At 62.4% G+C, this 15,229-nt stretch carries 11 protein-coding genes; 6 read left to right on the forward strand and 5 right to left on the reverse strand.

All coding sequences use genetic code 11. The features are described from left to right. The 3 genes from AC09SL_RS24820 to AC09SL_RS24830 are packed head-to-tail and all read right to left on the reverse strand — an operon-like array spanning position 1 to position 3,875. Positions 1–201 carry a DUF1656 domain-containing protein gene (locus tag AC09SL_RS24820; RefSeq protein ID WP_003205331.1) on the reverse strand — a complete coding sequence of 67 codons (201 nt, stop codon included), beginning with the start codon at positions 199–201 and terminating at the stop codon, positions 1–3. Then, on the reverse strand, positions 191–2,395 hold the full coding sequence (locus AC09SL_RS24825; RefSeq protein WP_058542791.1) for an FUSC family protein: 2,205 nt from the start codon (positions 2,393–2,395) through the stop codon (positions 191–193). Before AC09SL_RS24825 ends, AC09SL_RS24820 begins: the two co-directional genes overlap by 11 nt. A gap of 7 nt (positions 2,396–2,402) precedes the next feature. Then, entirely contained in the window at positions 2,403–3,875 is a 1,473-nt protein-coding gene (locus AC09SL_RS24830; RefSeq protein WP_058542758.1) for an efflux transporter outer membrane subunit, read from the reverse strand. A 327-nt stretch (positions 3,876–4,202) separates the two neighbouring features. On the opposite strand from AC09SL_RS24830, the gene AC09SL_RS24835 reads away from it, so the two are divergent. Then, a complete protein-coding gene (locus AC09SL_RS24835) occupies positions 4,203–5,171 on the forward strand; it encodes a LysR family transcriptional regulator (RefSeq protein ID WP_058542757.1) in 969 nt (322 codons plus the stop codon). Positions 5,172–5,198: 27 nt separating this feature from the next. Here AC09SL_RS24835 and AC09SL_RS24840 read toward each other — a convergent pair whose 3' ends face one another. Beyond that, on the reverse strand, positions 5,199–5,456 hold the full coding sequence (locus AC09SL_RS24840) for a hypothetical protein (RefSeq protein ID WP_058542756.1): 258 nt from the start codon (positions 5,454–5,456) through the stop codon (positions 5,199–5,201). A 236-nt stretch (positions 5,457–5,692) separates the two neighbouring features. Here AC09SL_RS24840 and AC09SL_RS24845 point away from each other — a divergent pair, with 236 nt between their 5' ends. The 5 genes from AC09SL_RS24845 to AC09SL_RS24865 all read left to right on the forward strand — a co-directional run bounded on the left by AC09SL_RS24845 (position 5,693) and on the right by AC09SL_RS24865 (position 13,739). Next, positions 5,693–6,850, forward strand: a complete 1,158-nt coding sequence (locus tag AC09SL_RS24845; RefSeq protein WP_058542755.1) for an efflux RND transporter periplasmic adaptor subunit — start codon at positions 5,693–5,695, stop codon at positions 6,848–6,850. Continuing rightward, positions 6,847–9,963 carry a multidrug efflux RND transporter permease subunit gene (locus AC09SL_RS24850; RefSeq protein ID WP_058542754.1) on the forward strand — a complete coding sequence of 1,039 codons (3,117 nt, stop codon included), beginning with the start codon at positions 6,847–6,849 and terminating at the stop codon, positions 9,961–9,963. The genes AC09SL_RS24845 and AC09SL_RS24850 overlap by 4 nt, the downstream gene beginning before the upstream one ends. A gap of 9 nt (positions 9,964–9,972) precedes the next feature. Further along, the gene (locus AC09SL_RS24855; protein WP_058542753.1) at positions 9,973–10,656 is read left to right on the forward strand and encodes a heavy metal response regulator transcription factor; all 684 of its coding nucleotides are present in this window, start codon (positions 9,973–9,975) and stop codon (positions 10,654–10,656) included. After that, the gene (locus tag AC09SL_RS24860) at positions 10,643–12,010 is read left to right on the forward strand and encodes a heavy metal sensor histidine kinase (RefSeq protein WP_058542752.1); all 1,368 of its coding nucleotides are present in this window, start codon (positions 10,643–10,645) and stop codon (positions 12,008–12,010) included. The genes AC09SL_RS24855 and AC09SL_RS24860 overlap by 14 nt, the downstream gene beginning before the upstream one ends. A gap of 232 nt (positions 12,011–12,242) precedes the next feature. Beyond that, the gene (locus AC09SL_RS24865; RefSeq protein ID WP_058542751.1) at positions 12,243–13,739 is read left to right on the forward strand and encodes a sensor domain-containing diguanylate cyclase; all 1,497 of its coding nucleotides are present in this window, start codon (positions 12,243–12,245) and stop codon (positions 13,737–13,739) included. A 483-nt stretch (positions 13,740–14,222) separates the two neighbouring features. Here the strand turns inward: AC09SL_RS24865 and lpxC are convergent, their stop codons facing one another. Continuing rightward, complete coding sequence (gene lpxC / locus AC09SL_RS24870; protein ID WP_003178240.1) at positions 14,223–15,134, reverse strand: UDP-3-O-acyl-N-acetylglucosamine deacetylase; 912 nt, start codon at positions 15,132–15,134, stop codon at positions 14,223–14,225. Positions 15,135–15,229 lie beyond the last annotated feature (95 nt).

Here is a 15,229-nt window from a genome sequence, read left to right on the forward strand (position 1 = left end):
TCAACGGTAGACCGTCAGCGCCAGCGCGCCGAACAGACAGGTAAACAGACTCAGGCGCAGCAACGCCGGGTGCCAGAAGAAGCGGTACAGGTCCAGCCCCGACAGGAAGCGGTCCAAGGCCCAGGCCAGGCCGGCGGCGATGAAAAACATCAAGGTCATGGTGGGCATGTACACACCATGGAAAGCGATCTCACGGGGCATGTTCAGGTTCCTGGGGGAGCGGTGTGGCATGCGACATGGCATAGCCGGCCAATGGCGATTGCGGGTCCAGCAACGAGGTACGGATGAAATGCAGGTAGCTTTTCACCCGGCGCAGCGCCGAGGTATCGAAATGCGGGGCGAAGGGTTCGTCGGTGGCCTGCACGCGGCTAATGGCGTGGTCCACCGCCACCAGGGCACGCTCCAGATTGCTCTGGCTCGGTTGGCGGAACAGCCGCACCAGCGCCCGCCCCATCACCCGAATCGCCTGGCGCCATGGCTGGCTTTGGGCATAAGCCGGATGCACCGGCAAAATCGCCTGTTCCTTGCGCAACTCGATAATCGCGTGGCCGACCTCCAGCACCACGAACATCCAGCGCAGCAAGTCCCGTTGCACCCGAGGCTGCCCCGCTGCCAGCCCGTAGGCCTGATGCAGCAAGTCGCGGGTACCACTTTCGAAGCTCGACGCCAGGCCCTTGAGCTTGCCGCTGATGGCAAACACCACTTGCTCGCGCAAATCCTGTTCGAGCCGGCGCCACAACCAACGGCTGTTGGGCGGCAGGATGATCGCCCCGGCGGCGGCGCACACCAACATGCCGAGGATCATCGCGATGTAATCGTTGATGAAGGCGTAGGGGTTGTAGACCGTCAGGTTGTCCGGCACCGAACCGGTGCTGAAAAAGATCAGCAGGCCCAGCCCGACCCCGGCGTATTTCGGTCGCGAGCTGAGGAACGAACCGAGCATGATCACCGGCGCCAGCATCACGCAGAGCAAAGGGAAGCCGTCGATCAACGGGAAAATGAAGAACATCTCGACAAAGCCGATCAACGCCCCGAACAGCGTGCCGCAGGCCATCTGGAAAGCCATGCGCTTGGGGTTCGGCGTCGCGGCCGACAAGCCCACGGTGGCGGCGGCGATCATCGTCATGGTCGCGCCGCTCGGCCAAGCCGTGGCGACCCAATAACTGCCCAGCACCAACAGGATGAAGGCGGCACGAACACCCGATGCCGTGGCGGCCATCCAGTTGGTCTGCGGCACGAACGGTTCGTCCCAGCGTTCACGTTCGTGGCGATGATCGGCCAGGGAGGCGTGGGTCAGGGCGTAGCCGTGCAAGTCGTCGACGAAGCGATAAAGCAGCTCGTAGGCGGTATGGAAATCCAGTTGCTGCCCATCGCTGGGCGCCGTTTCCTGGAACAACGCCCGCAGCCGTCGCACCTGGGCTGGCAGCTCGGCCTTGTACTCGGCCAGCGCCGTCACCAGACGGGCCGCATCGGCGTCAGTCAGGGCGCGACCGCTGAAACCGTCCAGCAGTTCGGCCAACGTTTGCAAACCCGGCTTGATGGCATTGACCACGTGATCCGCCGCACTGCTGCGCAAGCGCTCGAGCAATTGATGCAAAGCATTGAAACGCGTGGTGATGCCCATGAACTCGCTGTTCAAGCGACTGAGCCGGCCGTTGCGCCGACGCATGTGCGGGTCTTCGAATACGGTCGCGCTACGCAGGCTTTCCAGGCCCACCGCCTCGGCAATGAAGCCCACGTTGCGCGCTTCGAATGCCTCCCGCTTGCTGCGCCCACGCAGGCCATCGGTGACAAACAGGGCAAATACCCCAAAACGCTGGTACAAGGCATTGCGCATGGCGGCACTGGCGGTTTGCGGCAGGATCGCGGCGCTGACCAGGGTGGCGCAGAGGATCCCCAGGGAAATCTCCAGCACCCGCCAGACCGCCGCCATGAACGCGCCTTCCGGATGGGCCAGGGCCGGCAGGCCGATCATCGCCGCGGTGTAGCCGGCCAGCACAAAACCATAGGCCCGGAAGTTGCGATAACGCGCCGCGCCTGCCGAACAAAGGCCAACCCAGACCGCCAGGCAAGCGAGGAACGGCTCGGTGTTCTGGGCAAACAAGGCGATCAGCGCCACCATCACCGCCGAGCCAGCCAGGGTGCCGAGGAAGCGGTAGAAGCTCTTGGCGAACACCTGGCCGCTCTGGGGCTGCATGACGATGAACACGGTGATCATGGCCGTGCGCGGTTGCGGCAACTCCAGGCGCATCGCCAGCCACAAGGTCAGGAACGCGGCAAACAGGACCTTGAAAATATAGACCCAGGTCACCCCGTCGCTGCGGGCCCAGTCGAAGAAACCACGGCGCCATTCCAGGCGGTAGAGCCAGCGGGCAGGAGCGAATAAAGACATCACAACAGAACTACTCAGCATGGCTTAAGTCAGGGGAGTCGTTGCCGGCTTCCAACCCACCGCCCAGCGCCGTCACCAAATCGGCATGGGCACTCAAGCGGGCAGCCTGCACTTGCTGTTGCACCTGTTGCTGCTTGAACAACAGGCTTTGGGCGTTGAGCACGTTGAGGTAGTCGGTAAGCCCGCGCTGGAACGCCACCATCGCGATGTCGTAGGTGCGCTGGGCAGCGGCCACCGATTCGGCGGCGAAGGCCTGCTGCTTGTCCATGGATTGGCGGCGGATCAATTGATCGGAAATCCCCTTGAGGGCGTTCATCAGTGTCTGGTTGTAGTGCGCCACGGCGATGTCATATCCGGCCGCCGCCTCACCCAATTGCGAACGCAAGCGCCCGCCGTCGAAGATCGGCAACGTGATCGCCGGCCCGACGTTGTAGGTAAGCTTCTTGCCCGTCAAAAACTCCAGCGCCCCACCGCCGGTGGCCATGTAGCCGAGGCTACCCACCAGGTCGACGTTGGGATAAAAACCGGCCCGGGCCACATCGATGCCTCGGGCCTGGGCCGCCACTTGCCAACGCCCGGCCACCACATCCGGACGCTGGCCGAGCAGTTCGGCGGGCAAGGCCGACGGCAGCTTCAAGGGTGCACCGAGGGCCAGGGTCGGGCGTTGCAATTGCGCACCCGCTCCCGGCCCCTTGCCCGCCAGCGCCGCCAACTGATTGCGGCTCAAGTCGATGGCTTCGTCCAGGGCGTCGAGTTGGCGATGGGTCTCGGGCAGTGGTGCCTGGGCCTGGCTGACTTCGAAATGGGTGCCGATGCCGCCGTCCAGGCGCTTCTGCGCAAGGTCGAGAATTTGCTCTTGTTGATGAAGGGTCGCGGCGACGATATCGCGCTGGGCGAAGTGCAGTGAAAACTGGATGTAGGCGCGCACGATGTTGCTTTGCAGTTCCAGTTGCGCCTGGCGCGCCTGCGCGACACTGGCATGGGCCAGGTCGACCGCCCGTTCGCTGGCATTGCGCTCGCGGCCCCACAGGTCCAGGGCGTAGCTCAAGCCCAAGGCGGCGTTGTTGTCCCAGGTCGTGGTGTCGGCCAGCTCGCCCGGGCCATAGAACTGATCGGTGGGCCAGCCATGACGCTTGAGGGTCGCCTGGCCATTGATCTGCAGCGACTCGGCGGCCTCGGCAATGCCGGCCATGGCCTTGGCCTGGCGGACCCGCGCAGCGGCCATGGCCAGGCTCGGGCTGTCCTGCACGGCCAGGTCGATCCAGCGGTCCAACTGCCGATCGCCATAGGCTTGCCACCACTGGCGGGTGGGCCAGTGGGCATCGCGAGCCGCCTCGCGGATGGCGGCATCGGTCGCCAGTTGGTTGGCTGGCAGTACCTGGCTTTGCGGCCCAATCCCTCCTGTCCCGATGCAACCGCTGATGGTTAATGTCAGGACCCAAACACTGAGAGTCTTCAGCTCTCTGCTGATGCAACGCGGCACTTGCGCAAAATTCCTAGGAGAGAAAGTCGGGGGAGCTGTGGGAGCGGGCTTGCTCGCGAAAGCGGGCTTGCTCGCGAAAGCGGTGTGTCTGTCACCGATGATGTTGGATGTCAGTTCGCCTTCGCGAGCAAGCCCGCTCCCACAGGATCAGCGCCGCACAGTTAGGCGATCTGCGCCACAGTGTCGGCAATTCTAGGCATCGCCCTGCCCGGCGATAAGCCGACCTTTCTGTGAATCTTTGTTACCGTTAACGCGATAATCCATTAGTCGGGTCCCGCAGCTCTGTAACTTCGTGTCACAATTTGCCACCTCCCAAGAGAGCCCTCCATGGACACCCTGCAAAACATGCGCGCGTTCAGTTGTGTTGCCGAAGCGGGCAGTTTCACCGCCGCCGCCGCACAACTGGACACCACGACGGCCAACGTCTCGCGTGCGGTTTCCAACCTGGAAGCCCATCTGCAAACCCGCCTGCTCAACCGCACCACTCGCCGCATTGCCCTGACCGAGGCGGGTAAACGCTACTTGTTGCGTTGCGAGCAGATCCTGGCTTATGTCGAAGAAGCGGAAGCCGAGGCCAGCGACGCCCATGCGCGACCGGCCGGGCAGTTGAAGGTCCATACGATGACCGGCATCGGCCAGCATTTCGTGATCGACGCCATCGCCCGTTACCGCAAGACGCATCCGGATGTGACCTTCGACCTGACCCTGGCCAACCGGGTGCCGGACATCCTGGACGAGGGCTACGACGTCTCCATCGTGCTCGCCAGCGAGTTGCCGGACTCGGGCTTCGTCTCCCAGCGCCTGGGCATCACCTACAGCATCGTCTGCGCGTCGCCCGCCTACGTGAAAGCCAGCGGCTGCCCACAAAAACCCGGCGACCTGCTCAACCACGCCTGCCTGCGCCTGGTCAGCCCGGTCATTCCGCTGGAAAAATGGGTGTTCGACGGCCCGGAAGGCCAGGAGATGGTCACCATCAACAGCTCACCGTTCCTGGTGAATTCCGCCGATGCGATGAAAACCGCGATCACCAGCGGCATGGGGGTGGGAGTATTGCCCGTGTACGCGGCCATCGAAGGCTTGCGCAACGGTACGTTGGTGCGGGTCATGCCCAGCTACCGCTCCCAGGAACTGAACCTCTATGCCATCTACCCATCGCGCCAATACCTGGATGCGAAGATCAAGACCTGGGTCGAGTACCTGCGAGGCTCGTTGCCGGAAATCCTCGCGGCGCACCAGTCTGAGCTGGCGGCTTACGAATTGAGTGGAAGCCTGGCAGGCGCACGGATCGCGAACTGAAGTCGCCCCCGTGCCTGAGGGATGATTTCAGCGCTTGCCCATCGAACGACGCGTGCCGGGAGGCGCGGCGCCCGGGGTCTTGGTATGGCCATTCTTCGCGCCGTTCTTGTACCACGGCTGCTGGCCGGCGCCCTTGGCCGCAGCCAGCTCACCGGGTTTGAACGGGAATTTGAAGGCCGGGATCGCCGCTTTGGCGTCCTCGCTGCTGGAAATATCGCTGTCGGACAAGTCGGCCTGTTCGCCGCCGGGGAGTTCGTCCGCAGGCGAAGGTGTCGGGGAAGTCATGTAAGGCTCCGGGTCATGCATGCAAGTCGGGCCCGAAGGGCGAGCCGCGAAAGGCGGCAGTATACCTGCCCGATATCACAGCGCGCAGGGCAGTTTCATCCAGCACAACCATTCATCCGACGACAAGCCGGGACAAAACTGACAAGCCTGTCAGTTAGCCGTCACCTTCCTGACCGGCTCGCAACGCTATATAAGAAAGCTCCAACTCCTGCGTCCAGAACCGGCCCTTCATATCCATGCGCACCCAGAAGAAAACTGTCCTGCTCGTCGTGCCGTTGGTGGCCCTGGCGGCCCTCGTCCTCTGGTTTGCGCTCAAGCCCGTGACCGCCAGGCCCAGCGCTCCCCCCGCCGTTCCGGTACGGTCCGTCAGCGTGGTGCAAAAGGACGTACCGCGCTTTGCCAGCGGCATCGGCACGGTCCTGTCGCTGCACAGCGTGGTCATCCGGCCGCAGATCGACGGCATCCTCACCCGGCTGCTGGTCAAGGAAGGACAACGGGTCAAGAAGGGTGACCTGCTGGCGACCATCGACGACCGTTCGATCCGCGCCAGCCTCGACCAGGCCAGGGCCCAGCTCGGCGAGAGCCAGGCCCAGCTGGCGGTGGCCCAGATCAATCTCAAGCGCTACAAATTGCTGAGCGTCGATGATGGCGTCTCGAAGCAGACCTACGACCAGCAACAGGCGCTGGTCAACCAGCTCAAGGCCACCGCCCAGGGCAATCAGGCGGCCATCGATTCGGCGCAGGTGCAACTGTCCTACACCCAGATCCGCTCCCCGGTGAGCGGTCGCGTCGGCATTCGCAACGTGGATGAAGGCAACTTCCTGCGCACCAGCGACACCGAAGGCCTGTTCTCGGTGACCCAGATCGACCCGATTGCCGTGGAATTCTCCCTGCCCCAGCAAATGCTGCCCACCTTGCAACGGTTGATCGCGGCGCCCGAGCAAGCCTTGGTCAAGGCCTATATCGGCGCCGATGGAGCCACCGGGGAGCTGCTCGGCGAGGGGCGCCTGAGCCTCATCGACAACCAGATCAACGCCAACACCGGGACCCTGCGGGCCAAGGCTGAATTCAACAATGCCGCGCAACGGCTGTGGCCCGGGCAACTGGTGACGCTGAAAATCCAGACCGCCCTCGACAAGGACGCCCTGGTGGTGCCTCCCACCGTGGTCCAGCGCGGGCTGGAGCAACATTTCGTGTACCGGATCAAGGGCGACAAGGTCGAAAGCGTGCCGGTGGTCATGGTTTACCAGGACAGCGACATGCACATCATCAAAGGGGTGAACGCTGGCGATCAACTGGTGAGCGACGGTCAGTCGCGGCTCAAGCCAGGCAGCCACATCCAGGTGCTCAGTGATCCGCCCGCCCTGGCCAAGACTTCGGCGCCGCAACCATGAAGGGCCGCGGCTCGGTTTCAGCGTGGTGCATCGACCACCCCATCGCCACGGTGCTGCTGACATTTGCCCTGGTACTGCTGGGCGTGATCGCGTTTCCTCGCCTGCCCGTCGCGCCGTTGCCACAGGCGGAATTCCCGACCATCCAGGTTAACGCGCAGTTGCCTGGGGCCAGTCCCGAAACCATGGCGTCGTCGGTCGCGACACCGCTGGAAGTGCAATTCAGTGCCATTCCCGGCATCACCCAGATGACCTCCAGCAGCGCCCTGGGCTCGACCAACCTGATCTTGCAATTCAGCCTCGATAAAAGCATCGACACCGCCGCCCAGGAAGTGCAGGCGGCGATCAACACCGCCGCCGGCAAACTGCCCAACGACATGCCGAACCTGCCGACCTGGCGCAAGGTCAACCCTGCCGACAGCCCGGTGCTGATCCTCAGCGTCAGCTCCTCCCTGATGCCCGGCACCGAGCTGAGCGACTACGTCGAAACGCTACTCTCGCGTCAGATCAGCCAGATCGATGGCGTAGGACAAATCTACATTACCGGCCAGCAGCGTCCGGCGATCCGGGTCCAGGCCTCGGCTGACCGACTCGCCGCCATCGGCCTGACCCTGGCAGACATCCGCCTAGCGCTCCAGCAGGCCAGCCTCAACCTGGCCAAGGGCGCCCTGTACGGCGATTCGAGCATTTCCACCCTGTCCACCAACGACCAGTTGTTCCAGCCTGAGGAGTACGGTGAACTGATCGTGTCCTACAAGGACGGGGCACCGGTTCACCTCAAGGACATCGCCAAGGTCGTCAACGGCTCGGAAAACGCCTACGTGCAGGCCTGGTCCGACAACGAGCCGGGGGTCAACCTGGTGATCTTCCGGCAACCGGGGGCGAACATCGTCGAGACCGTCGATCGCATCCAGGCGGCCCTGCCCACCCTGCAAGCCATGTTGCCCGCCGCCGTGCAGGTCAAGGTCCTGATCGACCGCACCCAGACCATCCGCGCCTCGTTGCATGAAGTGGAGATCACCTTGCTGATCGCGGTGCTGCTGGTGGTCGCGGTAATGGCGCTGTTCCTGCGCCAGCTTTCGGCGACCCTGATTGTCTCGGCGGTGCTGGGGGTATCGCTGACCGCCAGTTTCGCCCTGATGTACGTGATGGGTTTCAGCCTGAACAACCTGACCCTGGTGGCGATCGTCATCTCGGTGGGGTTCGTGGTGGACGATGCGATCGTGGTGGTGGAGAACATCCACCGGCATCTGGAAGCCGGCGAAGGCATGCGTGAAGCGGCGATCAAGGGTTCCGGCGAAATCGGCTTCACCGTGGTCTCCATCAGCTTCTCGCTGGTGGCGGCCTTCATTCCGTTGCTGTTCATGGGCGGCGTGGTCGGGCGTCTGTTCAAGGAATTTGCCCTGACCGCCACCTCGACCATCCTGATTTCAGTGGTGGTGTCGCTCACGTTGGCGCCGACCCTGGCCGCGCTGTTCATGCGCGCCCCGGTGCATCATGCCCACAGCAAGAGGGGGTTCGGCGAGCGTCTGCTGGGCCGGTACGAGCGCGGCCTGCGTCGGGCCCTGACCCATCAGAAACTGATGATCGGCGTGTTCGGCCTGACCCTGGCCCTGGCGGTGGTGGGCTACGTGTTCATTCCCAAGGGATTTTTCCCGGTACAGGACACCGGCCTGGTACTGGGCACCAGCGAAGCCGCCGCCGACGTGTCGTTCCCGGACATGGTCGCCAAGCACAAGGCCCTGGCCGAAATCGTCGCCGCCGACCCTGCAGTGCAGACCTTCTCCCACTCCGTCGGCGTCTCGGGCAACAACCAGACCATCGCCAACGGCCGCTTCTGGATCGCCCTCAAGCCCCGGGGCGAGCGTGACGTGTCGGCCAGCGGCTTCATCGACCGGATCCGCCCGCAATTGCTGAAGATCCCTGGCGTGGTGCTGTACCTCAGGGCCGGGCAGGACATCAACCTCAGCTCCGGCCCCAGTCGCGCCCAATATCAATACGTGCTCAAGAGCAACGACGGGCCGAGCCTCAACGCCTGGACGCAAAAACTCACCGACAAGCTGCGTGGCAACCCGGCGTTCCGTGACATCTCCAACGACTTGCAACTGGGCGGCAGCATCACCCACATCAACATCGACCGCAGTGCGGCGGCGCGTTTCGGCCTCACCGCCACCGATGTCGACCAGGCCCTGTACGACGCCTTCGGCCAGCGGCAGATCAATGAATTCCAGACCGAGATCAACCAGTACAACGTGATCCTGGAGCTCGACACCCAACAACGCGGCAAGGCCGAAAGCCTGGCGTACTTCTACCTGCGTTCGCCCCTGAGTGGGGAAATGGTGCCGCTCTCTGCCCTGGCCCGCTTCGATGCGCCGAGCAACGGCCCGTTGTCCATTGCCCACGATGGCATGTTCCCGGCCGCCAACCTGTCATTCAACCTGGCGCCCGGCGTGGCCCTGGGGGACGCGGTGCGCCTGCTCGACCAGGCGAAGAACGAAATCGGCATGCCCGCCGCCATTACCGGCAATTTCCAGGGCGCGGCCCAAGCGTTCCAAAGCTCGCTGGCCAGCCAGCCGTGGCTGATCCTCGCCGCGCTGGTGGCCGTGTACATCATCCTCGGCGTGCTCTACGAGAGTTTCGTACACCCGTTGACGATCATCTCCACCCTGCCCTCGGCCGGCCTCGGCGCACTGATCATGCTCTGGCTGCTGGGCCAGGACTTTTCGATCATGGCGCTGATCGGGCTGGTGCTGCTGATCGGGATCGTCAAGAAGAACGGCATCCTGATGATCGACTTCGCCCTCGATGCCCAGCGCAACCAAGGCATGGCACCCCAGGAGGCGATTTTCCAGGCGTGCCTGACACGTTTTCGGCCGATCATGATGACCACCCTGGCCGCCCTGCTCGGCGCCTTGCCGCTGATGCTCGGCTATGGCCCCGGCTCGGAGCTGCGCCAGCCCCTGGGCATCGCGGTGGTGGGCGGCCTGCTGGTGAGCCAGGCGCTGACGCTGTTCACCACACCGGTCATATACTTGTGGCTGGAGCGACTGTTCCATCGACCCGCCCATCAGCCAGGATCGGCGCCGATGGCGGCGCTGGCAAGCACAGACCACTGAGGCAGGGCCATGCGCGTTCTGATTATCGAAGACGAAGAAAAAACCGCGGACTACCTGCACCGCGGCCTGAGCGAACAAGGCTACACCGTGGACGTGGCGCCGGACGGCATCGAGGGGCTGCACCTGGCCCTGGAAACCGACTACGCGGTGATCGTGCTCGACGTGATGCTACCGGGCCTGGACGGCTTCGGCGTACTGCGGGCCTTGCGCGCCCGCAAACAGACGCCGGTGATCATGCTCACCGCCCGGGAACGGGTCGAGGACCGCATCAAGGGCTTGCGCGACGGCGCCGATGACTACCTGGGCAAGCCGTTCTCCTTCCTCGAACTGGTGGCCCGCCTGCAAGCCCTGACCCGTCGCAGCGGCGGCCACGAACCGGTGCAGGTGAGCATCGCCGACCTGTGGATCGACCTGATCAGCCGCAAGGCCACACGCGCCGGCCAACGCCTGGAGCTGACGGCCAAGGAGTTCTCCCTGCTTAGCGTTCTGGCCCGCCGCCAGGGTGAGATTCTCTCGAAAACCGCCATTGCCGAAATGGTCTGGGACATCAACTTCGACAGTGACGCCAACGTGGTGGAAGTGGCAATCAAGCGCTTGCGGGCCAAGCTCGATGGGCCGTTCGAACAGAAGCTGCTGCACACCATCCGTGGCATGGGTTATGTGCTGGAGAGTCGCAGTGATGAGCGTCCCTGATAGCATCGCCCTGCGCCTGAGCGGTATGTTCACGCTGGTGGCGGCGCTGGTGTTCCTGTTGATCGGGGGCGCCTTGTACCAACAGGTTGCCAAGGGCCTGGGCCTGTTGCCCGAAGCCGAGCTCGATGCCCGCTACAGTGTCCTGGAGTCCATGGTCGGCCGCTACGGCACGCCTGAACATTGGGTGAAGATCAACAACAAACTGCGATTGCTCGGCGAAGAAGACAAACGCATCCACTTCTGGATCGTCAGCGACGATCCACGCTTTGAATACGGCAATCCCGATGCGCAGATCCGCACCTTCGCCCAAGGCGCCCTAGGCAAACGCGACCTGACGTTGCCCCAGCGGCACTACCCGATGAAAGTGCTGGTGAGCCAATTTCCGGCCAAGGACCAGCGTCCGCCGCTGCGCTTCATGATCGGCATCGACACCCAGACCTTCTACCAGACCCAGCATCACCTGCTGGTGGCCTTGGTGAGCCTGGCGATTGTCGGTGTGCTCCTGGCTTCGTTGCTGGGCTACTGGGTCGCGCGCATCGGCCTCAAGCCGCTGATCAAACTGTCCGATGAAGCCCGGCGCCTGGCCCCGCCCCGCCTGACCGGACGCTTGCAACTGTCGCCCTTGCCGCCGGAACTGAACCAGTTCGTCAGCTCCTTCAACGCCACCCTCGACCGGGTCGAACAGGCTTACTCGCGGCTGGAATCGTTCAATGCCGACGTCGCCCATGAATTACGCTCGCCGCTGACCAACCTGATCGGCCAGACCCAGGTTGCGCTGACCCGTGGGCGCTCGGCCGAACACTACTTTGAAGTGTTGCAATCGAATCTCGAGGAGTTGGAGCGGCTGCGCTCGATCATCAACGACATGCTGTTCCTGGCCAGCGCGGACCAAGGCAGCAAGGCCACCAAACTGACCAGCACGTCACTGGCCAGCGAAGTGGCGACCACCCTCGACTACCTGGATTTCATTCTGGAAGATGCCCAGGTCCAGGTCCGGGTCAGCGGTGACGCCCAGGCCAACATCGAGATCGCCCATCTGCGTCGGGCGCTGATCAACCTGCTGAGCAACGCCGTACAGCACACCGCGCCCGGACAAGTGATCGACGTGCGCATCGAAGCCCTTGGCGAGCACATCACCCTCGCGGTCACCAACCCCGGCGAACCGATTGCCGGCGAGCACCTGCCGCGCCTGTTCGAACGCTTCTATCGCGTCGATGCCTCGCGCAGCAACAGTGGCGCCAACCATGGGCTGGGGCTGGCCATCGTCAAGGCCATCGCCCTGATGCATGGTGGCGAGGTATTTGTGCACAGTGACCAGGGCGCCAACACGTTCGGGATCCGCTTGCCAGCCTGAGGCCTCCACAAGGTTCGATCTTTTCCAGCATTGAATGCTGAGCGAAAGCCAACTGGATCAAAATCAACAGATCGCAGCCTTTGGCAACGCCTACACAGTTTATTGTGCAAACACTGATTGCCCGCCCTCACCGATCCAAGCACAATCAGTAAAAGGCCAGCACTTGGTTCATTGCCGGTTTGCAATCCTTTGGGACGGATCCCAGCCATATGACAATGCAGATATCGGCCCCATGAGCGCGCGCAGTGCGACACCCGGCAACCCCCCGCCTTCGATACGTTCAGAATGGGTACTCGTACTGGCCAGTTCGCTGGTTGTCATTGCCATCCTGAGCATCGTGACGTTCCTGCTGATTCGCGAACATGCTGCCGCACAACAGGCCGCGACACGTGCGGCGACCAATATCGTGCAACTGATTGACGCCGATGTGCTGCGTAACGTGGAGCTCTACGATCTGTCGCTGCAAGGTTTGGTCAGCGCCGCCAAACGCGAAGACCTGAAAGACGTTTCGCCGGCGATTCGCCATCTGGCGCTGTTCGACCGCGCCACCGCCGCCCCCTATAAAGGCGACATCCTGCTGCTGGACAAACGCGGCGATGTGATCGCTGACTCCGCCTCGATCACGCCGCGTATAGGCAACTATGCCGATCGGGAGTATTTCCAGTCCCACGTCCAGGATCCAAACCCGGGCATGATGATCAGCCGCCCGTTCCGCTCCAGAAGTCACGCGCAGGACTGGCGCATCAGTTTCAGCTATCGACTGAGCGACGAACGGGGCGAGTTCATGGGCGTGGCCGAGGCCGCGATGCGCCTCAACTACTTCAACCAATTGTTCAAGAGCCTGAACATTGGTCATGGCGGTACGGTCAACCTGGTCAGCCGCGACGGTATTCTCCTGGCACAAGAGCCACCCTTGGCCGACGACCTGACAGGCCAGGACTTCAGTCACCGACCGAATTTCATGCGGATCCTGCGCGAAGGCAATGGCAGTTTTACCAGTGTTTCGGGCCAGGATCAGACGCCGCGCCTGTACACTTTTTCCCAGGTGGGCAACTTGCCCTTGATCGTCGTGGTGGCGCTCTCCTCTCAAGAGGTGTTCGCGTCATGGCGACGCACGGCATTGTTGGTCAGTGGCGCCACCGGCGCGCTGTGCATTGGCCTGCTTTGGCTGACCTGGCTGTTGCGCCGTGAACTGCGACGCCGCCACGCCGCTGAGCGGGAATTGGCCCAAAGGGCCTCCGTCGACTCGCTGACGGGCCTGGCCAACCGCCGGACCCTGGACGAAACACTGCAACAGGAATGGATGCGTGCCCAGCGTTCGGGTCAGCCCCTGTCCGTCATGATGATCGATGCCGATCACTTCAAGGCGTTCAATGATCGCCTTGGCCATCAACGCGGTGACGAGGCCTTGCGAACCTTGGCGCAGTTGATCAGCAAGCATGTCCGTCGCCCGGCCGACCTGGCAGCGCGCTACGGTGGTGAGGAGTTCTCGGTAGTACTGCCGGAGACCACAACCGCCGGAGCCTTTACCATGGCCCAGAACATTCGCGAAGCGGTGGAACGATTGCCGCCCGTCCGCGAAGGTGAGGCTCCCATGACAGTCAGCATCGGCATCGCCACTTGGGCCCAAGGGCCGTATGGCGACCTCGAACAACTCATGTTCGCTGCCGACAAGGCGCTGTACCAGGCCAAGGCCAGTGGGCGTAATCGTGTGGTTTGTGCGATGTGACGGTCCCCCTGTGGCTGTTCACTTAGTGTGTATATCCGTTGCTGCGGTAACGGCCACTGGCGGTTCCGCTCTTACAGCGGGTCACTTTCGAAAATCCGAAAGCCGGCCCAGGCGAAAGTAACCGAAGCGCTTCTGCCCCACCACTCGGTGCCTCGCCTAGGCTCGGCATGCCTGATAGCCGACCTGGCTCTCCTGGTCGTACACCTGTCAGATCTGTGGGAGCAAAGCTTGCTCGCGAAGGCGGTGTGTCAGCTTGCGGTGATGTTGGATGTGCTGGCCTCTTCGCGAGCAAGCTTTGCTCCCACAGTAGTTCTGTGGTGGACATAAGTTTTGGTTCACTGAAGATTTGAATGTGGGAGCGAGCCTGCTCGCGCGGAAACATAAGCAGCCGTTACCGCAGCAATGGATATACACACCAAAAAAGCGCCCATAAAAAAAGGCCACCCAAAGGCAGCCTTCAAAAACTAGAGAGGTTTTTTTTGCTTACACGGCCGCAACAGGACGCATGTAAGAGATTGGTGCAGTGCTGGCATCTTCGAACGTCACGACTTCCCAAGCATCTTTCTGCTCAATCAACTTGCGCAGCAGCTGGTTGTTCAGTGCGTGGCCGGACTTGAAGCCCTTGAACTCACCAATCAGGCTATTGCCCAGCAGGTAGAGGTCGCCGATTGCATCGAGGATCTTGTGTTTGACGAATTCGTCTTCATAGCGAAGGCCGTCTTCGTTCAATACACCATCGGAATCGACCACGATCGCGTTTTCAACACTGCCGCCGAGTGCGAGGTTGTGCTTGCGCAGGTACTCGATGTCACTCATGAAACCAAAGGTACGGGCGCGGCTGACTTCTTTTACGAACGAAGTGCTGGAAAAATCCACGCTTGCACTCTGGGTGCGGTCACGGAAAACCGGGTGATCGAAATCGATCTCGAAGCTCACCTTGAAACCTTCGAAAGGGACGAAAGTGGCGCGCTTGTCGCCGTCTTCCACTGTCACTTCCCGCAGGATGCGGATGAACTTCTTGGCGGCGTCCTGCTCTTCCAGGCCAGCCGATTGAATCAGGAATACGAAGGGTCCGGCACTGCCATCCATGATCGGGACTTCGGACGCGGAGAGCTCGACGTAGGCGTTATCGATGCCCAGGCCAGCCATGGCCGAGAGCAAATGCTCCACCGTGTCCACTTTGGTGTCACCGTTGACCAGTGTGGTCGACATAGTGGTTTCACCAACGTTTTCCGCGCGAGCAGGAATCTGCACCACAGGGTCGAGGTCGGCACGACAAAACACAATGCCGGTATCGATAGGCGCGGGCTTGAGGGTCAGGTAGACCTTCTCGCCGGAGTGCAAGCCGACACCTGTGGCACGGATAATATTCTTCAGGGTGCGTTGTTTAATCATGGCATGGGCCGCTTCAGCGCAAATTGCGAACTGGTATCAACAAAGGCTGGCGATGATAGCAGACCAGACCTTTGCTGAACACCAATCACCCGTAT

The sequence above is a fragment of the Pseudomonas sp. PF05 genome, from assembly GCF_056521845.1.